The 22,602-nt window shown below is 43.1% G+C and carries 26 protein-coding genes and 1 pseudogene; 12 read left to right on the top strand and 15 right to left on the bottom strand.

Features of this window, described 5'->3' with window-relative positions; translation table 11 throughout:
- Positions 1-31 precede the first annotated feature (31 nt).
- The 7 genes from NXM86_RS15675 to fabL form a co-directional block, all read right to left on the bottom strand.
- Positions 32-997, bottom strand: coding sequence for an ABC transporter ATP-binding protein (locus NXM86_RS15675; RefSeq protein WP_081188286.1), 966 nt, complete (start codon positions 995-997; stop codon positions 32-34).
- Complete coding sequence (locus NXM86_RS15680; RefSeq protein ID WP_498958256.1) at positions 963-1,988, bottom strand: ABC transporter ATP-binding protein; 1,026 nt, start codon at positions 1,986-1,988, stop codon at positions 963-965. The genes NXM86_RS15675 and NXM86_RS15680 overlap by 35 nt, the downstream gene beginning before the upstream one ends.
- Positions 1,989-2,304: 316 nt before the next feature.
- On the bottom strand, positions 2,305-4,059 hold the full coding sequence (locus NXM86_RS15685) for an ABC transporter ATP-binding protein (protein WP_081188289.1): 1,755 nt from the start codon (positions 4,057-4,059) through the stop codon (positions 2,305-2,307).
- A gap of 72 nt (positions 4,060-4,131) precedes the next feature.
- Entirely contained in the window at positions 4,132-4,665 is a 534-nt protein-coding gene (gene ntdP / locus NXM86_RS15690; protein WP_062678470.1) for a nucleoside tri-diphosphate phosphatase, read from the bottom strand.
- Positions 4,666-4,746: 81 nt separating this feature from the next.
- Positions 4,747-5,019, bottom strand: a complete 273-nt coding sequence (locus NXM86_RS15695; protein WP_062678460.1) for a YgaB family protein — start codon at positions 5,017-5,019, stop codon at positions 4,747-4,749.
- A gap of 384 nt (positions 5,020-5,403) precedes the next feature.
- Positions 5,404-5,589: a gamma-type small acid-soluble spore protein gene (locus NXM86_RS15700; protein WP_012749194.1), complete on the bottom strand. Its 186-nt coding sequence runs from the start codon at positions 5,587-5,589 to the stop codon at positions 5,404-5,406.
- Positions 5,590-5,647: 58 nt separating this feature from the next.
- Entirely contained in the window at positions 5,648-6,397 is a 750-nt protein-coding gene (fabL, locus tag NXM86_RS15705) for an enoyl-[acyl-carrier-protein] reductase FabL (RefSeq protein WP_062678461.1), read from the bottom strand.
- 68 nt (positions 6,398-6,465) lie between these two features.
- On the opposite strand from fabL, the gene yfhS reads away from it, so the two are divergent.
- The gene (yfhS, locus tag NXM86_RS15710; RefSeq protein ID WP_012749192.1) at positions 6,466-6,690 is read left to right on the top strand and encodes a mother cell protein YfhS; all 225 of its coding nucleotides are present in this window, start codon (positions 6,466-6,468) and stop codon (positions 6,688-6,690) included.
- Positions 6,691-6,700: 10 nt separating this feature from the next.
- Here yfhS and mutY read toward each other — a convergent pair whose 3' ends face one another.
- The 4 genes from mutY to NXM86_RS15730 form a co-directional block, all read right to left on the bottom strand.
- Positions 6,701-7,801: an A/G-specific adenine glycosylase gene (gene mutY, locus NXM86_RS15715; RefSeq protein WP_498958257.1), complete on the bottom strand. Its 1,101-nt coding sequence runs from the start codon at positions 7,799-7,801 to the stop codon at positions 6,701-6,703.
- 144 nt (positions 7,802-7,945) lie between these two features.
- Positions 7,946-9,220 (bottom strand): L-lactate MFS transporter, encoded by a 1,275-nt coding sequence (locus NXM86_RS15720; protein WP_328268847.1) that lies wholly within the window; start codon positions 9,218-9,220, stop codon positions 7,946-7,948.
- Between the two features lie 16 nt (positions 9,221-9,236).
- Positions 9,237-10,025 (bottom strand): formate dehydrogenase accessory sulfurtransferase FdhD, encoded by a 789-nt coding sequence (gene fdhD, locus NXM86_RS15725; RefSeq protein WP_498958258.1) that lies wholly within the window; start codon positions 10,023-10,025, stop codon positions 9,237-9,239.
- Positions 10,026-10,304: 279 nt separating this feature from the next.
- The gene (locus tag NXM86_RS15730) at positions 10,305-10,652 is read right to left on the bottom strand and encodes a Na-translocating system protein MpsC family protein (protein ID WP_012749188.1); all 348 of its coding nucleotides are present in this window, start codon (positions 10,650-10,652) and stop codon (positions 10,305-10,307) included.
- Positions 10,653-10,926: 274 nt separating this feature from the next.
- Between NXM86_RS15730 and fdhF the strand changes: the two genes are divergently transcribed.
- From fdhF to NXM86_RS15745, 3 genes are all read left to right on the top strand, one after another.
- Entirely contained in the window at positions 10,927-13,890 is a 2,964-nt protein-coding gene (gene fdhF / locus NXM86_RS15735; protein ID WP_498958260.1) for a formate dehydrogenase subunit alpha, read from the top strand.
- Positions 13,883-14,374 carry a helical membrane plugin domain-containing protein gene (locus NXM86_RS15740; protein ID WP_309218774.1) on the top strand — a complete coding sequence of 164 codons (492 nt, stop codon included), beginning with the start codon at positions 13,883-13,885 and terminating at the stop codon, positions 14,372-14,374. Before fdhF ends, NXM86_RS15740 begins: the two co-directional genes overlap by 8 nt.
- A 187-nt stretch (positions 14,375-14,561) precedes the next feature.
- Complete coding sequence (locus NXM86_RS15745) at positions 14,562-15,542, top strand: metal-dependent hydrolase (RefSeq protein ID WP_498958261.1); 981 nt, start codon at positions 14,562-14,564, stop codon at positions 15,540-15,542.
- Positions 15,543-15,579: 37 nt separating this feature from the next.
- On the opposite strand, the gene NXM86_RS15750 is transcribed toward NXM86_RS15745, so the two are convergent.
- Positions 15,580-15,849 carry a YfhJ family protein gene (locus tag NXM86_RS15750; RefSeq protein WP_041269804.1) on the bottom strand — a complete coding sequence of 90 codons (270 nt, stop codon included), beginning with the start codon at positions 15,847-15,849 and terminating at the stop codon, positions 15,580-15,582.
- A 117-nt stretch (positions 15,850-15,966) separates the two neighbouring features.
- On the opposite strand from NXM86_RS15750, the gene NXM86_RS15755 reads away from it, so the two are divergent.
- Positions 15,967-16,128, top strand: a complete 162-nt coding sequence (locus NXM86_RS15755; RefSeq protein ID WP_012749183.1) for a small, acid-soluble spore protein K — start codon at positions 15,967-15,969, stop codon at positions 16,126-16,128.
- Positions 16,129-16,160: 32 nt separating this feature from the next.
- On the top strand, positions 16,161-16,322 hold the full coding sequence (locus tag NXM86_RS15760; RefSeq protein ID WP_012749182.1) for a YpzG family protein: 162 nt from the start codon (positions 16,161-16,163) through the stop codon (positions 16,320-16,322).
- Between the two features lie 45 nt (positions 16,323-16,367).
- Here the strand turns inward: NXM86_RS15760 and NXM86_RS15765 are convergent, their stop codons facing one another.
- Entirely contained in the window at positions 16,368-16,697 is a 330-nt protein-coding gene (locus NXM86_RS15765) for a YfhH family protein (RefSeq protein WP_498958263.1), read from the bottom strand.
- 67 nt (positions 16,698-16,764) lie between these two features.
- Here NXM86_RS15765 and NXM86_RS15770 point away from each other — a divergent pair, with 67 nt between their 5' ends.
- Positions 16,765-17,433, top strand: coding sequence for an SDR family NAD(P)-dependent oxidoreductase (locus tag NXM86_RS15770; RefSeq protein WP_062754825.1), 669 nt, complete (start codon positions 16,765-16,767; stop codon positions 17,431-17,433).
- Here the strand turns inward: NXM86_RS15770 and recX are convergent.
- Entirely contained in the window at positions 17,430-18,245 is an 816-nt protein-coding gene (recX, locus tag NXM86_RS15775; RefSeq protein WP_062754827.1) for a recombination regulator RecX, read from the bottom strand. The two genes, NXM86_RS15770 and recX, sit on opposite strands and share 4 nt — an antisense overlap.
- 91 nt (positions 18,246-18,336) lie before the next feature.
- Here recX and NXM86_RS15780 point away from each other — a divergent pair, with 91 nt between their 5' ends.
- The 4 genes from NXM86_RS15780 to NXM86_RS15795 all read left to right on the top strand — a co-directional run bounded on the left by NXM86_RS15780 (position 18,337) and on the right by NXM86_RS15795 (position 20,578).
- A complete protein-coding gene (locus tag NXM86_RS15780; RefSeq protein WP_498958264.1) occupies positions 18,337-19,239 on the top strand; it encodes a TIGR01777 family oxidoreductase in 903 nt (300 codons plus the stop codon).
- 281 nt (positions 19,240-19,520) lie between these two features.
- Positions 19,521-20,072 carry a GNAT family N-acetyltransferase gene (locus NXM86_RS15785; RefSeq protein WP_012749178.1) on the top strand — a complete coding sequence of 184 codons (552 nt, stop codon included), beginning with the start codon at positions 19,521-19,523 and terminating at the stop codon, positions 20,070-20,072.
- A gap of 100 nt (positions 20,073-20,172) precedes the next feature.
- On the top strand, positions 20,173-20,301 hold the full coding sequence (locus tag NXM86_RS15790) for a YfhE family protein (protein ID WP_012749177.1): 129 nt from the start codon (positions 20,173-20,175) through the stop codon (positions 20,299-20,301).
- A gap of 88 nt (positions 20,302-20,389) precedes the next feature.
- Entirely contained in the window at positions 20,390-20,578 is a 189-nt protein-coding gene (locus NXM86_RS15795) for a YfhD family protein (protein WP_498959054.1), read from the top strand.
- A gap of 29 nt (positions 20,579-20,607) precedes the next feature.
- Here NXM86_RS15795 and NXM86_RS15800 read toward each other — a convergent pair whose 3' ends face one another.
- Positions 20,608-21,435 carry a glycosyltransferase family 8 protein gene (locus tag NXM86_RS15800; protein ID WP_012749175.1) on the bottom strand — a complete coding sequence of 276 codons (828 nt, stop codon included), beginning with the start codon at positions 21,433-21,435 and terminating at the stop codon, positions 20,608-20,610.
- A gap of 486 nt (positions 21,436-21,921) precedes the next feature.
- Between NXM86_RS15800 and NXM86_RS15805 the strand changes: the two are divergent.
- Positions 21,922-22,329: pseudogene (locus NXM86_RS15805) on the top strand (UPF0236 family transposase-like protein); the annotation flags it as partial.
- Between the last annotated feature and the right edge of the window lie 273 nt (positions 22,330-22,602).

The following is a 22,602-nucleotide window of genomic DNA, read 5'->3' on the forward strand; positions in this document are numbered from 1 at the left end:
TCATTTTTATCATTTCGTTGCTTGCCAATGACTAATAAAGATGGCAAGCAACGTAATGGCCTTTTTCTACTTCTTTCATCTCCGGCCGCTTTTGCTTGCAAATGTCCATGCAAGCGTTGCAGCGCGTATGAAATGCACACCCTTGCGGCGGATTTGCGGGATTTGGCAAATCGCCTGATAACAGCTGGCTTTCCTTTTTATATTCGGGATCTGGAATCGGAACAGCGGAAAGCAGCGCTTTCGTATACGGATGTTTTGGCGATTCATATAATTGATCGCTATCGGCCAATTCGACTAGACGACCTAAATACATTACGCCAACGCGGTCGCTAATATGACGGACAACCCCTAAATCATGGGCAATAAAAATATAGGTAAGTCCAAATTCTTTTTGTAAGTCTTCTAGCAAATTCAACACTTGCGCTTGAATCGACACGTCAAGCGCCGATACTGGCTCATCGGCGATAATGAGCTTCGGGTTGGTCATTAACGCCCTTGCAATACCGATACGCTGCCGCTGTCCGCCGCTAAATTGATGTGGATACCGCTTCGCGTGATAACGTCCAAGCCCGACGATTTCGAGCATCTCTTGCACGCGCTTTTTTCTTTCCTCTTTCGATCCTATTCCATGGACCACGAGCGGCTCTTCCAATATTTTTTCAACCGTATGGCGCGGATTCAGTGATGCAAAAGGATCTTGGAAAATCATTTGCATATCGCGCCGCATTTTCCGTAATTCCGATTTAGATAGCTTTGTCACTTCTTTTCCTTCGAATACAATCGAACCTTCTGTCGGCTCAATTAAGCGAAGAAGCATCCGGCCGGTCGTTGATTTGCCGCAGCCGCTTTCCCCGACGATGCCGAGCGTTTCTCCTTTGTAAACGGTAAATGTGACATCATCGACCGCTTTCACTTCACCGATTTTTTTTCCAAATACTCCTCCTGTAATCGGAAAATATTTTTTAAGACCTTTCACTTGCAACAGCGGTTCGCTCACGATTTCGTTCCTCCTCTCCGAGCGGCAAAAAACAGCGAACACGATGCCCTCGTTCTCCCGCTTCATATAATTCTGGATCTTCGTGGAAACAGCGGTCAAACGCATATTCGCACCTTGCGGCAAAACGGCATCCTTGCCGAACCGATCCTGGTTTTGGCACATTTCCCGGAATGGAATATAATCGTTCCTTTTTTGTCCGAATATCCGGCACCGATTGAATGAGACCGATCGTGTAAGGATGTTTTGGGTTTTTAAAAATCGTTCGTACATCGCCTTCTTCCACAATTTTTCCTGAATACATGACGATCACGCGTTCACATACCTCAGCGACTACCCCTAAATCGTGCGTAATCATCATAATCGATGTGCGAAAGTTTTTATTCAGTTCCTTCATTAACTCTAAAATTTGCGCCTGAATCGTCACATCGAGCGCCGTTGTTGGCTCATCAGCAATTAATAATGATGGATTGCATACCATCGCCATCGCAATCATCACACGCTGGCGCATCCCGCCAGAGAGCTGATGCGGATATTCATCGACAATCTGTTCTGCGCGCGGCAAGCCAACCAGCTTTAACATCTCGACGGCTCTTGCTTTCGCTTCTTTCTTACTCATTTTCGTATGTATGCGAATCGCCTCAATTAGCTGGTCTCCAATCGTAAATAGCGGATTTAATGAGGTCATCGGTTCTTGGAAAATCATCGCGATTTCATTGCCGCGAATTTGCTTCATCCGCTTTTCCGTTGCATGAACGAGATTTTCACCTTTGAAGATAATGTCGCCATCAACGATGCGCCCGACCCCTTTCGGCAATAAGCCCATAATCGACAGCGAGGTGACGCTTTTTCCACATCCTGATTCTCCGACGACTCCTAAAATTTCCCCTTCGTTTATGTAAAAATCAACGCCATCAACGGCAGGAATTTCTCCTTCATCCGTAAAAAAAGATGTTTTCAATCCTTTTACTTCCAGCACTCGTACATCTTCCATTATTTCACCTCTCTTCTAACGGAATTGATAGAATATTTTATTTATTAATTTTAATCAAAATTATGCCACGAAAATTTCGATAAGACAATATAATATTTACAAAAAATTAAAATTATCTAAACAGACAAAATAATAATAAAAAACAGTCTTACAGCATGTAAAACTGTTTTTCCTTTAATTTACTAAACAATAATATTTTTCCTACTAATAAACAAAGAAAAGGAGGGAGAGGTTCATATTATCTAAATAAAAAACGGCCTTAGCAACTTTGCAAGACCGTTTCTAACTCTTATTTTTCGATAATATAAACATTTTTTCACTCCGTGTAATTCAATTGTTGAATCGTAAATAAGTGATAATATTGTCCTTTTCTGGCCATTAATTCATCATGTGTGCCGCTTTCAACAATCTTTCCATCTTCGATAAGAAAAATCCGGTCCGCATGAGTAATCGTTGACAGGCGATGGGCAACGATAAACGTAGTCCGATTTTTCGCGAGCCGTTCCATTGCCTCTTGAATGTAATGCTCGCTTTCTAGATCAAGCGCTGATGTTGCTTCGTCAAAAATAAGAAGCGGAGGATTTTTCAAAAAGACACGGGCGATGGCGATTCGCTGTTTTTGCCCGCCGGATAATTTAATGCCGCGTTCTCCGACCTTCGTATCATATCCGTCCGGCAAATTCATAATAAAATCGTGAGCGTTGGCCGCTTTTGCGGCGGCAATCACTTCTTCGTCTGTCGCACCTGGTTTTCCGAGCAAAATATTTTCTTTCACCGAATCGCTAAATAAAAAACTATCTTGGAACACCATCCCGATTTGATCGCGCAGACTGCGGACGCGTATGTCGCGAATATCTATGCCGTCTAATAAGATGCGTCCTTTTGTGACGTCATAAAACCGTGGAATAAGGCTTACTAATGTAGATTTTCCTCCCCCGCTCATGCCGACAAGAGCGATCGTTTCACCCGCTTTTACGGAAAACGAAATATCTCGAAGTACAGGCGGTTCGTTTTTATTATAAGCAAAAGTTACGTTTTCAAATACGATGTCCCCTTTTACTTCCTTGCAGTCCATCGCATTTGGCGCATCCACAATATCATATGTCTCATCCAAAAACTCAAACATTCGATCCATCGAGGCGAACGACTGCGTTAATGTCGTTGACGAGTTCACAAGGCGGCGCAGCGGGCTATAAAGCCGATCAATATAACCGACGAAAGCAACCAATGTTCCGACGGTAATATGACCAAGCAATACTTGATAGCCGGCATAGCCAATCACAATGATGGGAGCAATATCTGTCACTGTATTCACAACAGAGAACGATTTTGCATTCCAGCTCGTATGCATAAGCGCCTTTGTTAAAAAATTGTTGTTTTGTTCGGAAAAACGTTTCTGTTCCTCTTCTTCGATCGCAAGACTTTTAATCACCGGCATTCCTTGTACTCGTTCGTGCAAGTATGCTTGCAGTTCCGCCAGCGCTTGGGAACGCATTCTCGTCCGTTGCCGCAAACGCCCGAAAAAGTATTTTACGGAAAATGCATAAAGCGGCAGCGTACTAATGGAAACAAGCGTTAATTTAATATCCATCTTCATCATAATAATAAGTGCAATAATAATCGTGGTCATATCTAGCCAAAGATTCATCAGTCCTGTAATAATAAAATCTTTCGTTTGCTCGACATCGTTAATCACACGCGAAATAATTTCCCCTGTGCGATGGTTAGAGTAATACGTAAAGCTTAATTTTTGCATATGTGTAAATAATCGATTGCGAATGTCATAGAGCACTTTGCTTGCCGTCCACTGCGCAAAATATTGCCGATAATATTCGACAATCGGGCGAATAAGGACAAAAATCACTAACATCACAGCGATAGCCCACCAAAGACGCTCTGTCTTGACGGACATCGGCAACTTCGTATTTGCGATAATTTCATCAACGACATATTTTAATAACAACGGAATGAGAAGCGGAATCGCAAACTTAATAATTCCGATGATCATCGTTGCAATAATATACCATTTATATGGACGCACAAATTGCATATAGCGGCGAATAATTGCCAAAAACATATCCCCTTTAAAAAGCAGAAAACCTGTTTGCGGCAACGAACAGGCTTTTTCGCTTTCCCCCTTCATTCACTTTCGATATGAACGAAACTTTTCATACCACGTGTCAATAAAATCTGGCGCAAACGGACCTTTTCGTTCATGAATCCAACTGATCAGCTTTTTCACATTATTTTTTAAAATTCGATCGATCACATCTGGATAATTCATTTCTTTGCGATGCCGTTCATATTCATCTTCGTCGAGAAGAATATATGTCATATCGGGAAATACTTTAATATCCAAATCATAATCGATATATTTTAGCGCTTCCTCATCCCATACAAACGGTGAACTCAAATTGCAATAATAATAAATTCCCTCTTCCCGAATCATACCAATAATGTTAAACCAATGTTTCGCATGAAAAAAACAAATTGCCGGTTCGCGCGTCACCCATGTCCGGCCGTCTGCTTCCGTCACCATCGTTTTATCATTCGCTCCGATAATACACGTAGACGTTCCTTTTAGCACGATCGATTCTTCCCATACTCGATGAATCAAACCGTTATGTTTATAACTATGAATTTGAATAATTTCTCCTTCTGCAGGATATCCAGACATCATTCTCCCTACTTTCCTATGGGAACTTCTCTTTTTTATTATAACGATTGAAGATACAAATGAAAACAAAAGAGAGCCATCTTAACGCGTTGAAGATGGCTCGCACGTACGGCGATACTGGTTTTGATATGTGAGAATGACTTCTTCCGTTTGCTTTTCAAACGTTTGTTGAATCTCTCTTAACTGTCGTTTCATTTGTTGGATTTCCTCTTGAATGGATTGGAGTTTCGCTTCTTGTTGCAGCTCGATTAATTGTTTTTCAATTTCTTGGCAGCGCTCGATTTCCGACTGTAAAAATAAAAGCCGATCCATCGTTTTTAGTTGCTCATTCACTAAACGTTCAAACAGTTCCACGTTCGTTCTCTCCCTTCCCTTCCGGTTATGTTTATTACATTCGGGAAGAGAGGAAAATTTCCTTTGACTATATATGTAAAGTTATGATAGCTTTTGTCGATAAAAAATGGAGGCAGCTAGCTCTTTTCTGAGAAATCATTTTCCCAATCGACCAATGGGAAACGATTCTCTAAGAACTGGCTATACCGCCCCCGCTTTTTTAGCTGTCTAGCTTCGGCTCGCAACCTGTCAGCTACTTGAATTTGCATCTTCGCTGACATGCGCCGAGTAACCGCAGGTGCAGCTAGCGGGACAAATAACCTTCTCCCTTGGGGTGACAAACACCCCTGCGGGCGAAGAACATTTGCCCGTCGCGGTTAAACGGCTCGCCTCCACTTTTCTATGTTATTTGCTTGAATTTTGCGCTTTGCGAGCTTCTGCTTGCGCGTTTTGTTGTTTTACTTGTTGCACATTAGTTTCTGCAGCAAATTCAGTGCCGAATTGACCTGCTTGTGCAGATTGTGCGTTTTGTTGTCTTACTTCTTGAATGTTAGTGCCTGCAGCTGTTTTGTTTGGTTGTTGTTTTGCCATTGTTATCACCTCCACGTCACTTAATGTGCCCAGGAGGTGATCGTTTTATCCATCCAAATTACAAAAGTAAAGATCTTCCACCATCAACGATAATCGTTTGACCGCGGATCATTTCTGCTTGGTCGGACAATAAAAACATTACCGCGTTGACAATATCTTCAGGTTTTACCATTCGACCGGCAGGAGTTTTTGCTACTGCATCGGCTAGCAGTTCTTCCCGATTTGGAAAATGTTTTAATGCGTCTGTGTCGACCGCACCACCTGATACGGCATTGACAGAAATATTTTTCGGCGCTAATTCGACAGCTAAATAGCGCGTTAATGATTCAACCGCAGCTTTGGAAACACCGACAGCCGTATAATTTTCTAAATAACGGATGGAGCCGAGCGAGCTAATGCTTACGATTTTTCCGCCGCCGACTTTTTCCATTCGTTTTGCCGCTTCTTGCGCGCAAAATAACAGCGCTTTGCTGTTAATATCCATCGTCCAATCCCAATGCGATTCCGCAAGCTCCATCGCCGGCCGCAGCACGCCTGAAGCGGCGTTGTTAATAAGGACATCCACACGTCCAAACGCTTCATCCACTTGCGCGAACATCGCTTTAATTTTTTCGACATCACCGACATTCGCTTTCACGACAAGCGCTTTTCGCCCCAGCGCTTCGATTTCCTGCGCCGTTTGTAACGCCGCTTCTTTACTGCGTGCGTAGTTAACGACAATATCGTATCCTTCTTTTGCAAGACGAAGGGCAATCGCTTTGCCGATTCCACGGCTGCTTCCTGTGACTACCGCAACTTTTTCACTCATGTTTTTCTCCCCTTTATGTATAAATGAATGAGTACTTTTTTAAACTAGAAAAAAAGGAGGCATCCATCATGTACGTTGGCCGCGATATGACCGAACTTTCGATGATCCCAAAATCAGAATGGAAAGACAGCGAACTCGCTTTTTTCCACCATTCGTTTCAGCAAATTGCTCCTTATTTAAACGCAGAAGGACAAACGATCCACCGCGAAATCATCGAAGAAATCGAAGCTCGCGGTGGACTCAGAAAAAGCGAAGCTACCTATACACAAGGAACGAGACAATCGTATGACTGAAACAGGTGGATTATCCACCTGTTTTTTTCTCTTTATACTCTCTCCAAATTCGTTGATGGGAAGCAGGAAAGGCGTATAAACTGATTTCTCGCTCATCAACAAGTTTCAGCTGTTCTGTTTCCGTAAAACCATTAACTAGTTTGCCGTCATAAACGGTAATATTCCAAACTAAGTGAGAAAACACATGTTCTAAAACCGCAAAAGGTTTCTCAAGCTGGACTATTGCCCCGTATTCTTCCTTCAAAAACTTTTCCAACTGTCTTTCCGGATTTTCCCGTGAATGGGCTACTTCGCAGTTCGGAAATTCCCATAAATTCGCAAGCAATCCATCGCTGTCCCGCTTATGGATCAGTACTTTGCCATGTTCATCTTTCAGCACCGCAGCTGCAATCGCCACTTGTTTAACACTCGTTTTTTTCGTTTTTACCGGAAGCTCCGTCTGTACCCCTTCTTGCAGCGCCCGGCAATGCGCTTGTACCGGGCAAAGGAGACAAGCTGGATTACGCGGTGTACAAATAAGCGCTCCTAACTCCATCAACGCCTGGTTGAAGTACGAAGGGTTTTCGCGTGAAATAATTTGCCGGACAATCGCTTCGAATAACTTTCTCGTTCCTGTTTTGGCGATATCTTCCCAGACAAGAAAAATCCGTGATAATACCCGCATCACATTGCCGTCGACGGCAGGTTCCGGAATGCCATAGGCGATGCTTAATACCGCTCCTGTCGTATATGGCCCAACCCCTTTTAATTTGGAAAACTGTTCTCGGTTGTTGGGAATTTTCCCGCCATATTGTTCTTTCACTTCTTTTACTGCCGCATGCAAATTACGAATGCGCGAATAGTAACCGAGTCCTTCCCACGCTTTCAGCACCTCTTCTTCGTCCGCTTCCGCAAGCGCCTCCAGTGTCGGAAATTGCTCGATAAACTTATTAAAATACGGAATAACGGTGTCTACTTTTGTTTGCTGAAGCATAATTTCCGACACCCATACTTTATACGGGTCATTATCTTTGCGCCACGGCAAATCGCGCTGTTCTTTTTCAAACCAGCCGATTAAATCTAACTGAAATTGTTCGACGTCAAAGCCATCCAGCAACGTTCGTGTCTTCACCTTGTCTCCTCCATGCTGCTTTTATTCCATCTAGCATGTTTATTATAACAAATGATGCTGCTTGCCGCAGTACAAGGAGGGCTTGAATGGTGCCTCTTCTTTTTTCGCTATTCTTAAACAATTCACCAGAAGAAGGCTTGTTTATTAGATTGTACTTTTTTCTTCTGTAATTGACGGATATATAGATTGAGCATTTTTCTCTCGTAATTGACGGATATCAATGCGCACCAGCAGAGAAGCAGCCAAAGCGATAACAAATAGTCCTGCGAAGAAGGTTAAGCTGCCTTCATAAGAACCGGTAGTATCCTTGATGTAAGCGGCAAATAGCGGGCCTACAAGTCCTGCGGCTGCCCAAGCGGTCAAAATGTAACCATGAATGGCACCTAATTGCTTTGTACCAAACAAGTCTCCGATATACGCAGGAATGCATGAAAATCCTCCGCCGTAGCAAGTGTACACGATAATCAACATTCCCATAAACAACCACTTGACCGAAACGTCCGGCAAGAAAAAGAAGATAATAATTTGTAAAACGAAGAACGCTGTATAGGTATTTGGTCTTCCGATGTAATCAGAGGCAGATGCCCAGCCGATACGTCCTAAGCCGTTAAATACTCCAATGGCGCCAACCAATGCCGCAGCCGCAGCTTGGTCAATACCGATACTTTCCATGGCAAGCGGCTTTGCCACAGCTAAGATAGCAATGCCGCATGTTACATTGATAAACAACATCATCCATAAATACCAAAAACGTCTTGTTTTAATTGCTTCATTTGCGGTCAATTGTGATAAATCCATCGATGGTTTTGCTTTTCCAGCCTTCACTTTTTCTTTAAAGCCTTCTGGCATCCAACCTTCAGGCGGCTTCTCTAAGTAAAGAGAAGATAAAGCCATAATCAAAAAGTAAACAGCGCCTAAAATATAAAACGTGTTACTAACGCCAACCGAACCGATCAAACTGTTCATCACAGGACTTGAAATAGCGGCGGCAAATCCGAATCCCATAATCGCAAGCCCCGTAGCAAAACCACGACGATCTGGGAACCATTTCACAAGTGTGGAAACAGGTGTAATATATCCTACTCCAAGACCAATTCCGCCTAACACCCCATAGAATAGGTAAAGCAAATACTTCGATTCCAAAACAACCGCAAATCCGGAACCAGCAATGCCGATCCCAAAGAACGTTGCAGCAAGTAATCCTGCTTTTCTAGGACCGTGTTTTTCGACAAAGTGACCAAGGAATGCCGCTGATAAACCTAAAAACAAAATGGCAATGCTAAATGTTAGCGCAACTTCTTGATCCGACCACCCAAACATTTGTTTTAATGGGTTCGTAAAATTACTCCATGCATAAACAGAACCGATGCAAATATGAATTCCTACTGCCGATAAAGCGATGAACCAACGATTTTTCATTTGTTAGTCCCCCTTTTTATTCGGTTATTTGATCGACATGCGTATACACATTAAACGTTTGTCCGCGAATAAACCCTACAACCGTAATGCCTAAATCGTTCGCTAATTCGAGCGCCAATGTCGTTGGCGCGGATTTCGATAAAATAATGCCTATTCCCATTTTGGAAACTTTCAGCAATACTTCCGATGATACTCTTCCGCTGAACGCGATTAATTTGTCCGATAACTGCAAATCGTGCTGCAAGCAATATCCGTAAATTTTGTCCAACGCATTATGCCTGCCAATATCAGAGCGAACGATGACTAGTTCGTTTGGCGTACAAAGCGCTGCGTTATGAATGCCGCCAGTCGCTTGAAAATCGGTGGATCTCTCTTGCAACAGCCGCATAAGACGAAAACATTGGTCAACATGAACGTTCGTTCTGTGCACAACCGTTTTGGCAGTTTTCATATCGTTGTAAAAATAAAATTGTCTGCTTTTTCCACAGCAAGAGCCGATAAACCGTCTTGCATAAAACTCTTTTTGAATAGACTGTTTCGTGACAAGCTCAACATAGGCAAATCCGCGATGTTCATCCACGGATATTGCCTTTATTTCCTTGCTGGAACGAATCAGTCCTTCCGAAGCTAAAAAACCGATGACCAATTCTTCCAAATGGGTCGGAGTGCATACCATTGTTGCGAATTCTTGCCCGTCAACGACAATCGTAAGCGGAAACTCCACCGCAACCTCATCATCTAGCTCTTCAAAATGATCATTATGATACTTTACAATTTTTTGCTTACGAGTCACGAATGACTCCATCGACCCCACCCCCCGTTTCCGGATTTCACAAAAAGAAAACCGCCACATTTTCTATGACGAAGGCATACTATCCTTCGCGCACATAGAAAAGTGGCGGTAGTTTCAGCACAGAGCTCCTGTGACAAAACCAACGCTCTCGTCACGCTACAAGCGGAAACTTAACTACCAATCGCTCTTTCGCCATTGTATAGCTAAGCTTCCTACCATACTCATCATGTTAATCTGCTTTTAGCATATCATGAAAACGCATTCAAAAACAATACAGAATATTTCGACATATTATTTTTCTATCGGCTTTTCAAATATAAATACAGAAACAGCAATATCGTCTTCTACTTTAATATCGCTAAATAAATATAAAAGTTTGGATCCTGCCAGTTCCTCAAGACCTTCCGGCACTTTTTGCGCATATACTTCTTGAATCATGCGAGTACGGGCTGCATGAACCATTTCCTTTCCTTCTGGCGACCTTGCGATAAATTTTTCTGTCGGCGTTAAATTTCCTTGCAAGATCGTGATGGCCAGATTGTCGATAAAATATGTTTTAATCCGTTCCGGCCCCTTTCCAAACAGTTGCTTGCGAACTTTCCGCACTAAATCGTTGAATGTCGCTTCCTTTTTGGACATTGAAAAGCCCCTTTCCAACCATAAATTTGCGAAAAACGATGTCTTTACAGGTTGTTTTACGAACAATTCAGTAATATAATTATAATAAAAAAAATCAAAATAGACATAAACATAGTGGAAAAATAATAAGGTTTCCCTTGTTATTTTTCTACTAGTCTATTTGGATATGGATTGGTTATTTTAGTATCGTCATGCTAAAAAACTACTCCACCATGACTGAAGACCATCTTCATTCATGGTGGAGTTTTTATTTTACTGTGGAGGAGGTTTAAGCATGAGCGAACAATTGATAACGATTACAATAAACGGAAGCGATTACAGCGCAAAACAAGGAACGACGATTTTGGAAGTCATTAATGAAAACAACATTCCCCATCCGCAAGTTTGCTATACTCCTGAACTGGGAGCCATTCAAACATGCGACACCTGTATTGTTGAAGCAGACGGAAAATTAGTGCGCGCCTGTGCTACTCCCGCTAAAGACGGCATGAACATCGAACTTTCTTCCGAACGGGCGAAAGTAGCGCAAAAAGAAGCGATGGACCGCATTTTAGAAAACCATCTATTATACTGTACTGTCTGCGACAACAATAACGGAAATTGTAAATTGCACAATACGGCGGAAATGATGGGAATCGAGCATCAATCGTATCCATACCGCCCAAAAGTAGATCCATCGGAAGTGGACATGTCCCATCCATTCTACCGCTATGATCCAAATCAATGTATCGCCTGCGGGCAATGCGTAGAAGTATGCCAAAACTTACAAGTAAACGAAACGCTATCGATCGACTGGGAAGCGGAACGTCCTCGTGTCATTTGGGATAACGGCGTTCCGATTAACGAATCTTCCTGTGTCAGCTGCGGACAATGCGTTACCGTTTGCCCATGCAATGCATTAATGGAAAAATCGATGTTAGGCGAAGCCGGCTTTATGACCGGTTTAGATAAAGAAATTTTAAATCCGATGATCAATTTTGTAAAAGAAGTCGAACCTGGCTACAGCAGTATTTTTGCCATTTCGGAAATCGAAGCGGCGATGCGCAAACAGCGCATCAAAAAAACAAAAACAGTTTGTACGTTCTGCGGTGTCGGCTGTTCGTTTGAAGTATGGACAAAAGGACGGAAAATTTTAAAAATCCAGCCTGTCTCCGAGGCACCGGTCAATGCAATTTCCACATGTGTAAAAGGAAAATTCGGCTGGGATTTCGTCAACAGCGAAGAACGCCTGACCAAACCGCTGATCCGCAAAGGCGACGTGTTTGTCGAATCAACATGGGAAGAAGCGCTTTCGCTTGTTGCGGAAAAACTTGGCGAAATTAAGCAAAAATATGGCGGCAATGCCATCGGCTTTATTTCGTCGTCGAAAATATCCAATGAAGAAAACTATTTAATGCAAAAATTGGCTCGGCAAGTATTTGAAACGAACAACGTCGACAACTGTTCGCGCTATTGCCAATCGCCGGCAACCGACGGATTGTTCCGCACGGTAGGAATGGGCGGCGATTCCGGAACGATTCACGATATCGCATCAGCTGGGCTTGTCATTATCATCGGCGCTAACCCGGCGGAAGGACACCCTGTTTTGGCGACTCGCGTCAAACGCGCGCATAAACTATTTGGTCAAAAATTAATTGTTGCTGACTTGCGCAAAAATGAAATGGCGGAACGCGCCGATTTATTTATCCGACCAAAACAGGGAACGGATCAAGTATGGTTGATGGCCGTCACGAAATATATCATTGACCAAGGCTGGCATGACGAAGCGTTCATTCGCGAACGCGTTCATTTCTTCGATGAATTCAAAGAAGTGCTCGAAAAATATACGCTCGATTACGCGGAAGAAGTAACAGGCATTGCGAAAGCAGACTTAATCCGCATCGCTGAAATGATCCACAAAGCAGATGGAACATGTATCCTCTGGGGAATGGGCGTTACGCAAAACACGGGAGGAAGCGATACATCAGCGGCCATCTCGAACTTATTGCTCGCAACAGGCAACTATGGACGCCCAGGCGCTGGAGCGTTCCCGCTCCGCGGCCATAACAACGTGCAAGGTGCTTGTGATATGGGGTCCCTTCCTTCCTGGCTTCCAGGATACCAGCATATTACGGATGATATCGCGCGGGCAAAATTTGAAAAAGCGTACGGCGTCCGCATCGATGGAAAACCTGGTCTTGATAACATCCAAATGATCGAAGCAGCCGAACAAGGAAAATTAAAGGCAATGTATATCGTCGGCGAAGATATGGCACTTGTGGACTGCAACGCCAATCATGTCCAAAAAGTGCTATCAGAGTTAGACTTCTTGGTAGTACAGGACATTTTCTTATCGAAAACAGCGCAATTTGCTGACGTTGTTTTGCCAGCAGCTCCAAGCTTAGAAAAAGAAGGAACGTTTACCAACACAGAGCGGCGCATTCAACGTTTTTACCAAGCGCTTGAACCGCTCGGCGATTCAAAACCGGACTGGTGGATCATTCAAGAAATCGCCAAACGGATGGGTGCTGATTGGAACTACGCCGGACCGAAAGAAATTATGGACGAAATCGCAAGTCTTGCTCCGCTTTTTTCACAAGCGCATTACGAAAACTTGGAAGGCTGGAAAAGCCTTTGCTGGGGCAGCTACGACGGTGCAGATACGCCGATTCTTTATAAAGAACGCTTCAACTTCCCGGATGGAAAAGCGCGCTTTGCACTCGCCGACTGGGTACAGCCGGCAGAATATCCGGAAGAATACGATTTGCTTGTGAACAACGGACGATTGCTCGAACATTTCCATGAAGGAAACTTAACATACAAATCAGAAGGCATTCAAAGAAAATTCCCTGAAATATTCGTTGAAGTATCTCCGGAATTAGCGAAAGAACGCGGCATCAAAGACGGCTCGCTCGTTCGTTTAGAATCACCATTCGGCAGAGTAAAAGTGCGCGTGCTCGTCACTGACCGTGTCAAAGGAAAAGAATTATTCTTGCCAATGCACTCGGCAACAAACGAAAGCGCCATTAACATACTTACCGGTCCTGCCACTGACCATCGCACGAATACACCGGCGTTTAAACAAGCAAGAGTGCGCATGCAAGTGTTGGAAGTCGACGGAGAATCTCCGCTCCCGCGCACCAATCCGCGATTTAAAAAGCGGAATCCAAAAAGAGGCGTCGAAGTCGATCGAAAATGGAAGCGTCCGGATTACGTTCCTTTAACGGATGAATGGAAGGAGGCACAGCCGCGTGGCTAAACCAATTACAACCATTCAAAAACAAAACATTACCGAAGAAGAAAAACGTGAGAAAACAATAGAAGAACTAAAAACTTCATTGACGGAAAAAGAAGAAGCGGTCACTGAACTGCTTTCTATTATAGAAGAACTGCATAAAAGCGGCATACTCGAAGCGGCAAATGCGATGCTTAAAGCAAAGGAAGATATCGTGAAAATCGTCATCGGCCAAGCAAATCGCAAACCGGTGACAACGGCGATTAATCATGTGATCGGGATGGCACAGCTGCTTGCCAATCTAGATCCGCAATTAACCGATAAGTTATTGGAAAGCACCGCTTCAAGCATTGCCGAAGCATATAAGCAAACAAAAGAAAAAGATAAAAAAATCGGCATTTTCGATCTTTTAAAAGCAGTGAATGATCCTGACATTAACCGCGCCATCCGCTTTATTCTTTCCTCTCTAAAAGAATTTGGAAAACGTCTGGATGATGATAAAAGCTAAACATTCGCCTTTTTCAGCCATCTTTCCTAAACAGGAAAGATGGCTTTAGTATTCCCTTCCCTCGCCAATGCATTCGAAATGTGCTACACTGGCAATACATCCTTGTTTTTATGTGCTTACTCGTCCAATGATCGAAAACGGACTGGATATACTAATGAACGAAACTAGCAAAGGAGGCTTATTTCGCTTGGATACAGGCACACACATTCTTATGGGGGTAGCGCTAGGCAGTATTGCCACATTGGACCCCACTGTCGCTCAAGACCCTTTTTTGTCTCATGCTGTGCTTATCGGAACATTAGCCGGCTCCCAAGCGCCGGATATTGATACGATTTTAAAATTACAAAACAACGCAAAATATATCCGCAATCATCGCGGAATTACCCATTCGATTCCTGCCGTATGGCTATGGTCGTTATTCATTACAGGCATTATCGTTTGCTTTTATTCATACGTCAATGTATTTCACTTATGGCTATGGACGTTCATTTCTGTCGCAGTTCACGTATTTGTCGATATTTTTAACGCTTACGGCACGCAAGCGCTGCGGCCGTTTACAAAAAAGTGGATTGCGCTTGGTGTGATCAATACATTCGATCCAATTATTTTTGCCCTGCATGTCATCGGGGTTGGTCTGTTGTTTCTTGGCCTTCATCCCGGCTATACGTTTCTAGCGATTTACGGTGTCATCGCCGCTTATTATATAATACGATTACGCCAGCAGGCAGCGATTAAACAAGCCATCCGTGCTGAAATTGCCGATGTCGAACAGATTATTACCGTTCCGACGTTCCGCTTCCGCGAGTGGCATTTGGCGATTACGGCAAAAGACTACTTTTATGTCGCGAGGGCCAAAAACGGGTACATCTATATATTGGACCAATTTGAAAAATGTCCGCTTCCTGACGATCCCGTCATCGAAGCAGCGAAAAAGGATGAAAACGTTGCTGCTTTTTTGTCCTTTTCCCCCGTCTACCGATGGGAACTTCATGAATATAACGATCATTATGAAGTGAGATTTACGGACTTGCGCTATCGCAGCAAAGGCTATTATCCATTCGTCGCCGTAGTGCAATTAGATCGCAATTTAAATATTGTCAGTTCGTATACCGGCTGGATTTTCAGCGAAGGGAAATTGCGAAAAAAACTGGACCTCATTCCAAACTGATAAAAATAGGCGGTCGTTTTGAAACAACCGCCTATTTTCAATGTTTTAAATAATCATTGCGATTTAGCAAATGTTGATATTTCGGATTTGTCGTTTGAAATTCATGTAATGTCGCTCCATACCGGTCAATCCATTGACGCACTACTTTTTCTGTCAGCTCTTTTCCTCTATATTCGTATCCAGCGCGGGCATATGTCGTTTCGAAATCTTCCCATAGCAATTCGACCCACGTTCTTGCTTGGGCATAAGCAAGCGACGGATTTTTCTCCAACAAATAGTTCGTCAGCCGTTCAAAATATTCATTCATCGTCATTTTTTCCACCTCTTATCCCAACAATTTGAACACATAAGAGAGCAAAATATCCTCATAATAAAAATACGTGTTGGCCATCAACACGAGCAATTGCAAAGGAGGGAATGTGCGATGCGGAATAAAGAACGCAACTTCCCAAACCAAAACAATAATAAATTCGAAGGTGAACCACGAGCGAAAGCGGAATATGCTTCAAAACGGGCAAACGGCACGACTAACACCCATCCGCAAGAACGCATGCACGCTTCCGGTAAACGCGATGACAATTTTTAAAAACTTTCTCTTATTTTGAGAGGTGTGAGACAATGGGTCGCCATTCGCACAAAAAATTTTATGATAACTTATACTCCAATCCTTTCCAGCAGCCATGGGCAAATCCAAAACATGCCCATGCACAAGTCAACGGAGAAACTCAACAAACACTTAACTTAATTATCCTTGAGCGTCAAACGCGGAAACAATCGTAACAAAATCGAACCTAGAGAATCTTCTCTAGGTTCTCTTTACTATAATTACGGCTTTCGCAACAACGAAATCGGCAATGCTTCTTCCTCCCCGTTTCCCTTTAACCGATAGCCCCAAGCAAATACTCCTTTCAAATAGCGTACTTTAAAATATTCTCCCGGATCTCCCTCGATCTCGTATATTTCGCCCGGCTGAAAATCATTTGGGTCAAGCAAATACGCTTTTGCCATCGCGATTTTTCTTTCATATACGGCGTATTCATTTATCATGCCCATCCGTTCTGCTTTGCGCGCTTTTTCCGTTAATGCCGCGATTTCCTGATGCAACTCTTGTTCCGTCATTTCACTATAACGCTTTTGTTCTCCTGGCGCTTTCATCGTTTGTTCCCCCTTTGATTTTATTATATGATAAAAAAGACAATCCAACAGAATGGAGAGACAGACAATGGATGTTATTGCTATTACCGGGGCCGGCACAGGGTTAGGAAAAGAATTGGCATTGCAATATGCTAGTCAAGGCCATACCATCATCGCCCTCGGCAGACGGATCTCCCCTCTTTTAGACGTAGTGCAGGAAATCGAGCATCTAGGAGGAAAAGCGTTTGCCTATTCCCTTGATATCCGCCGTTACGAAGATGTCGTTGACACAGTCGATATGATTGCGAAACACCACCATGTTACGTGTCTTGTGAATAATGCTGGCATCGGCCATTTCGGTCCGCTTTCTTCGCTTTCCGCGCAGCAAATTGACGATATGATTCAAACGAACATCAATGGGACCATTTATATGACGAAAGCATTTTTGCCGCATTTTCTGGCAATGCCGAAAGCAAAAATTATCAATATTATTTCGACTGCCGGCTTACGCGGCAAAGTGAATGAATCCGTCTATGTCGCGACAAAATTCGCGATTCGCGGCTTTAGCGAAAGCTTAACGAAAGAGCTGGAAGGCACAAATATTTCGGTTACCGCTGTGTACATGGGAGGCATGGACACCCCATTTTGGCATGGAACCGATCATATAAAAGATCGTTCGCGGCTTCGTTCCCCAAAAGAAATAGCAAAACAAATTATCTCTTTAGAACACGGGCAAAACGAAATTATTTTATCTTAATGTTCCTGCTCCTCCTTTAATTTGCTCAAAAATTGCTCGATCATCTCCAGTGGGAAGCCTTTCCGGTACAAAGCCTGCTTCATTTTTTGCTCATACATCGGACTATCATATTTTTCATAGCGCCGATGCGCTTTTCTTCCTTGATACTCCAAAGCTTCCCACTCCTGTTCCTCCTTTTCGTCCTGTTCTGACAACAGCACCTGATCGATGACTTCGTGCGGAAATCCTTTTCGATATAAAAGCTGCTCGATCTGATATTTCCATTGCCGCAAAGACTGTTTTGCCCGCTGTTTTTTTGCTTTTTCATAAAGCGATTTTGCCGTTTCCACTTGCTCATCAAAGGAGTAAATAGCCAAGCTTTGTTCAATCCATTCTTCCGCAACCCCGAGCTTTTCCAATTCTTTACGGATGACATATGGCCCTTTTGCCGTTGTTTGCTTTTGCGTGCGCACATAAGCGAAGGCGAATTCACGGTCATCAACGTATTTGTTCTGTCGCAGCTTATCGAGCACCTCTGCAATCACATCGTCAGATGCGCCTTTTTTTCTCAGATGATCGGTCACCTCACGTTCAGACCGCATGCGGTGCGATAAAAAATATAAAGCCTGATTATACGTTTTTTTGACTTGATCCGCATATACTATTTCTTGTAAGGCATTCCCATCAATTTCCATTCCTTTTTTCAGGCGGAATTGAAGCAGCACGTCTTGATCAACGGTAATCACATCTATTTCTCCATTTTCTTTTTGGATCGTGACGCGAAAACGTTCACGGCTGTTTGGCTGAACGGCTATATTTGTAATGATCCCCATGACTTTCCCTCCATTTTTATCGTAACATACAGAAGGAATCCGGTACACGAAAAGCGAAATAATTCACTACGACAGACTAGGAGGGAAGGATATGAATATCGCCATTGCCGGCGGAACTGGATTTATCGGAAAAGCGCTTTCGAACCACCTTGCGTCACAAGGCCATACCATTTATATATTGACGCGACGTCCTAAATTATCTTCCTCTTCTAATATCCGCTATGTTTTATTCACGCCTGAAAGTCGTCCCGCAACAAACTTTCCTGCCTTTGACGCCGTGATTAATTTAGCCGGCGAACCGATTAACCGCAGAAGATGGACAAAAAAGCAGAAAGAACGCATTGTCCATAGCCGTGTCTCCACGACCCAATGGATGATTGAGCTGATCAAATCATTGCCATCCCCTCCTCGCGTATTTATTAACGCGAGCGCCATCGGCATTTACGGCACTTCGCTTACCGATTCTTTTACCGAAGAAAGTTCAATGATTGGCAACGATTTTCTGGCACAAACCGTAGCAAAATGGGAAAAAGAAGCGAAACAAGCAGAGTCGTTAGGGGTTCGTACAGTAATGGCACGATTTGGTGTCGTTCTTGGCAAAAACGGCGGGGCGTTGCCGAAAATCGTCTTACCGTACCGTTTCTGGATTGGCGGTCCAATCGGCTCGGGACAGCAATGGATCTCCTGGATTCACATTAACGATGTAGTACGTGCACTTGCATATATTATTGATCATAAGCAGCTAGCAGGACCGGTTAATATCACTTCTCCATCTCCCGTCCGTATGGGACAGTTCGGCGAAACGGTCGCCCGTATACTTCACCGCCCTCATTGGCTTCGCGTGCCAAGTGCGATGCTGCGCGCCCTCCTTGGTGAAATGAGCATGCTTGTGACCGAAGGACAGCAAGTCATTCCGAAAAAACTGATGGAAGCTGGGTTTGTCTTTTCCTTCCCTACGCTGGAAAAAAGTTTAGCCGATTTACTAGCCACATGACATTCGTTATCGAAAAATCAACAAATATATAAAAAAATTTAACAAAAAACCTATTTCTTTTTTCTTGATCATCGTGTATGATGATAAAGACCTGTGCTACTCATTGCCGACAATCAGATAACGACGCAACAAAAGGGAAGGCAAATGGTGCGCCACCAGCGGATATCGCTGGTTCTAGTGGGTTCGATTCCCACCCCGGAATTTTTTGATGAATATATTAAAAAATTTCGAGGGTGGTTTCGCCCACAAGTAAACTGCCCTCGATATAAGGAGGGAAAAGTATGTTAAAAAAACGGGAGCTGCAAGATTGTCATGCACTCTACGAGCTGATGGTGCACCCGGACGTCTTCCCTTTCGTGCGCCAAAAAGCAAGCTCGTACGAAGAATTTTTATTTATGACGAAACAAATGATCGAAGCGGAAGAACGCGGTGAACTCATTTCCCGCACGATTTTAGATGAATGGGGAAATCCAATCGGCACAATCAGCCTATTTGACATACAAAATAACGCTGGATTTTTGGGCACATGGCTTGGAAAGCCATATCATGGCCAAGGATATAACCAACGTGCGAAAGAAGCATTTTTCCACGAATTATTTTACGAGCTTTCCATTGAAACTGTATTTATGCGCATTCGCAAAGTGAACATCCGCTCCATCAAAGCGGCAGAAAAATTACCGTATGTTACCCCAGCGAATGAGACAAGAAAAAGTTTGCTGGAACAAATCGGAGCTGATGTATATAATTTATACGAAATTACAAAAGATAACTATACATTATATACCCTTCGCCATCCTTCTCAAATCGAACAAGAACAACGCAAAGAAGCGTAACAGGGCTGTGTATAACAGCCCTTTTTCTATTATTCATGCATAAAACGAACAAACAGTGGAAAAACTAAAAATAAATCTTGATAAAAGTGAGGGGCAATAAATGGTGGAAAAACGAAGACAAGAAAAAACGAAAAGGACGTTAACGCGTGCACAAGAAATAACGTATTCCCGCGACTTTAAATTAGCCGACCAAGCAGGCGGCTATACAGCAAAAAAAGCGAAACATTAGAAAACATTGTTATTTATACTTTATCGAGCAAATGCCATCCTAAGTAGTGAATCGTCCGATTCACATTATTGCTTAGGAGGAATTGATGATGGGTCGATCTCGCGGACAAAAAACGCGTGATAAAAACAAAGCAACTCTTCCACAAGTACCAAAACAACTGAAATCCGACGGACTAGATGTTGAATATTCTCGCGAATTTGCGGATTACGAAGACCTAGAAGCAGAAGCGCGCGCTCAAGCATCTGGCATTCGCCAAAGCAAAGCACGCAAAAAATAGAGCCTAAAGGCAGCGCAAATAAGCTGCCTTTAGGCTTTTTCCTCTTCAAATTCTAGAATATCGCTGTACTGCTTATAAAAAAATCCAAGCTCCCCTTTATAATTTTCCTTCCACGGTTTATCTTTGCCACAATAATGAATAAACACTGTATTTTTCTGAATCCAATGTAAATCATGCTTTGGATTTGGCAATAACTGAATCATATCGTAATATCGCGCATCGTAATTATAACGATAACAATCCACTGGCTTAATTTTGTCCCAATATAAAGCGTTTAGCACATCTTGATCCGGAAGCACAAGCTTAAACCGATTATCACGAATAAACTGGTAAATATCCTCTAACCGCACTTCTTTTCTCATTAGCGGCAAGTTCATCAGCATGACACCAGTGTTAAAGTAGCCTCTTGCATTCGGGGTTTTCAGCCTCAGCTTGTTAAATAAATTCGCTACTTTTGTCGAATGGGTATGCTCCGCGGCAATAAACATATTTCCTTCAAAATCCATATTATAAAAATCATCGATCGGATTAATCGCAACAATATCTGGATCAAGATATAAAACACGGTCCAATTCTTGGGGCAAAAACTGATGAGCAGCAAGCCGATAATACATTTCCGAAGTATAATGACGAAATACAGGAGCATCGGCAAATAATTGAGGATCGACATAAATCGGAATCAGTCGATGGCCTTGTTGTTCTACAAACCGTTTCAATGACTCGATTTCCATCTCGGGAATACGCGAATATAATAGGTAGAACGAAAATGGTTTATGATTGTTGCAAAACAGCGAGTTCATTAATACTTTTAATGGCGGAATATAGTTCGAATTTAACGTCACCAGTACATGAAACATAAGCAATCACTTCCTTGTCCTTACCGTATAGTTATACTATTCCCTTACATTATATAGTATGACTGAACCTCCCGATGGCTAAAGCCACGGGGTTCTTGTGTACTATAGAGCTTCTTCCATACCTTCACATGGACACTGACTCTAGTTCCACAAGACTTTCATGGGCAAACACCTTACTGATGCTTAGCGCCCTGTGCGCCCGGTTCAAGACGCTTTTTGTTATTCAAATTCCCATACTGCTTAATAATCTATTTCCGCTGTTTCTTAATCGTTCAATTTCTTTATCATGAAGGTGTGAGTAAAATGTTTGTGGAGAAATTCTTAGAATTCCCCGATGAGGGGGTTGGGAACGTAGGTTCGCAATCCCCCTCATCGGGGCCACCAAGCGAAGCGCGGTAGGATCCCAAGCAGGAAACATGAAAAAAAGGACTCTCTCCCTGGTAAGATATTCATTGACCACACTATCAAACAGGAGGAGAGAGTCCCATGAATATTCAACAACATCTTACCACAAATTCGTTGTCATGGAAAGAGATCGAACTTGATTTGTTTCGAGCCTTGCAAAACGCCTTCGCCGAGCTGTTTACGGCTCTGTTGGAGGACATCGACCGGCAATTGGCAGAGAATCGAGACAAGCGCCGATACCACTTGAAAGACAAACGACGCACCACGATTCAAACCCTGTTTGGCGAAGTCACCTTTGAGCGGAACTACTATTTAGACCGGGAACAAAACCGTTACACGTTTTTGCTTGATTCCTTTTTAGCGTTTGATGGATCGCAGTCAATCAGCCCTTGTCTAGAAGAAACGGCGGTGGGATTGGCGGTGGAGTGCTCTTCCTATCGCAAAGCGGCTCGTACGCTTGCTCAGATGGTCGGGTATCCGGTGATGAGCCTGAAACGGGAAGCCAGCAGCTGAATTACGCAGGAATTCAATATCCCAACATTCATCAAAAGCACCAATTTATCAAGCGCTACAAGCATTGAAAGGAATTTGAACAAGTAGGGAAGCACACACAAACAGGATAAGAGAATCAGAAAACGATTACAAAATATACCTAAAAAATCAAAACCTCAAAAAAATCTCCCACAAAATCTTGACTCAACCGTATCATCGTTTTAGACAATAAAACGATAGGTCGATTCCCAACCGCTGCATCGATAAACA

Origin of the sequence: Geobacillus sp. CX412 (genome assembly GCF_027942335.1) — a bacterium.
In the GTDB taxonomy this organism is placed as follows: domain Bacteria; phylum Bacillota; class Bacilli; order Bacillales; family Anoxybacillaceae; genus Parageobacillus_B; species Parageobacillus_B toebii.

Coding starts and splice junctions, on each gene's coding strand:
- NXM86_RS15680 (WP_498958256.1), bottom strand. CDS start 1,988: ATGGAAGATGTACGAGTGCTGGAAGTAAAAGGATTGAAAACATCTTTT.
- ntdP (WP_062678470.1), bottom strand. CDS start 4,665: ATGTCTGGATATCCTGCAGAAGGAGAAATTATTCAAATTCATAGTTAT.
- NXM86_RS15700 (WP_012749194.1), bottom strand. CDS start 5,589: ATGGCAAAACAACAACCAAACAAAACAGCTGCAGGCACTAACATTCAA.
- fabL (WP_062678461.1), bottom strand. CDS start 6,397: ATGAGTGAAAAAGTTGCGGTAGTCACAGGAAGCAGCCGTGGAATCGGC.
- yfhS (WP_012749192.1), top strand. CDS start 6,466: ATGTACGTTGGCCGCGATATGACCGAACTTTCGATGATCCCAAAATCA.
- NXM86_RS15720 (WP_328268847.1), bottom strand. CDS start 9,220: ATGAAAAATCGTTGGTTCATCGCTTTATCGGCAGTAGGAATTCATATT.
- fdhD (WP_498958258.1), bottom strand. CDS start 10,025: ATGGAGTCATTCGTGACTCGTAAGCAAAAAATTGTAAAGTATCATAAT.
- NXM86_RS15730 (WP_012749188.1), bottom strand. CDS start 10,652: ATGTCCAAAAAGGAAGCGACATTCAACGATTTAGTGCGGAAAGTTCGC.
- fdhF (WP_498958260.1), top strand. CDS start 10,927: ATGAGCGAACAATTGATAACGATTACAATAAACGGAAGCGATTACAGC.
- NXM86_RS15750 (WP_041269804.1), bottom strand. CDS start 15,849: ATGAATGAATATTTTGAACGGCTGACGAACTATTTGTTGGAGAAAAAT.
- NXM86_RS15755 (WP_012749183.1), top strand. CDS start 15,967: ATGCGGAATAAAGAACGCAACTTCCCAAACCAAAACAATAATAAATTC.
- NXM86_RS15760 (WP_012749182.1), top strand. CDS start 16,161: ATGGGTCGCCATTCGCACAAAAAATTTTATGATAACTTATACTCCAAT.
- NXM86_RS15765 (WP_498958263.1), bottom strand. CDS start 16,697: ATGAAAGCGCCAGGAGAACAAAAGCGTTATAGTGAAATGACGGAACAA.
- NXM86_RS15770 (WP_062754825.1), top strand. CDS start 16,765: ATGGATGTTATTGCTATTACCGGGGCCGGCACAGGGTTAGGAAAAGAA.
- recX (WP_062754827.1), bottom strand. CDS start 18,245: ATGGGGATCATTACAAATATAGCCGTTCAGCCAAACAGCCGTGAACGT.
- NXM86_RS15780 (WP_498958264.1), top strand. CDS start 18,337: ATGAATATCGCCATTGCCGGCGGAACTGGATTTATCGGAAAAGCGCTT.
- NXM86_RS15785 (WP_012749178.1), top strand. CDS start 19,521: ATGTTAAAAAAACGGGAGCTGCAAGATTGTCATGCACTCTACGAGCTG.
- NXM86_RS15790 (WP_012749177.1), top strand. CDS start 20,173: ATGGTGGAAAAACGAAGACAAGAAAAAACGAAAAGGACGTTAACGCGT.
- NXM86_RS15795 (WP_498959054.1), top strand. CDS start 20,390: ATGGGTCGATCTCGCGGACAAAAAACGCGTGATAAAAACAAAGCAACT.
- NXM86_RS15800 (WP_012749175.1), bottom strand. CDS start 21,435: ATGTTTCATGTACTGGTGACGTTAAATTCGAACTATATTCCGCCATTA.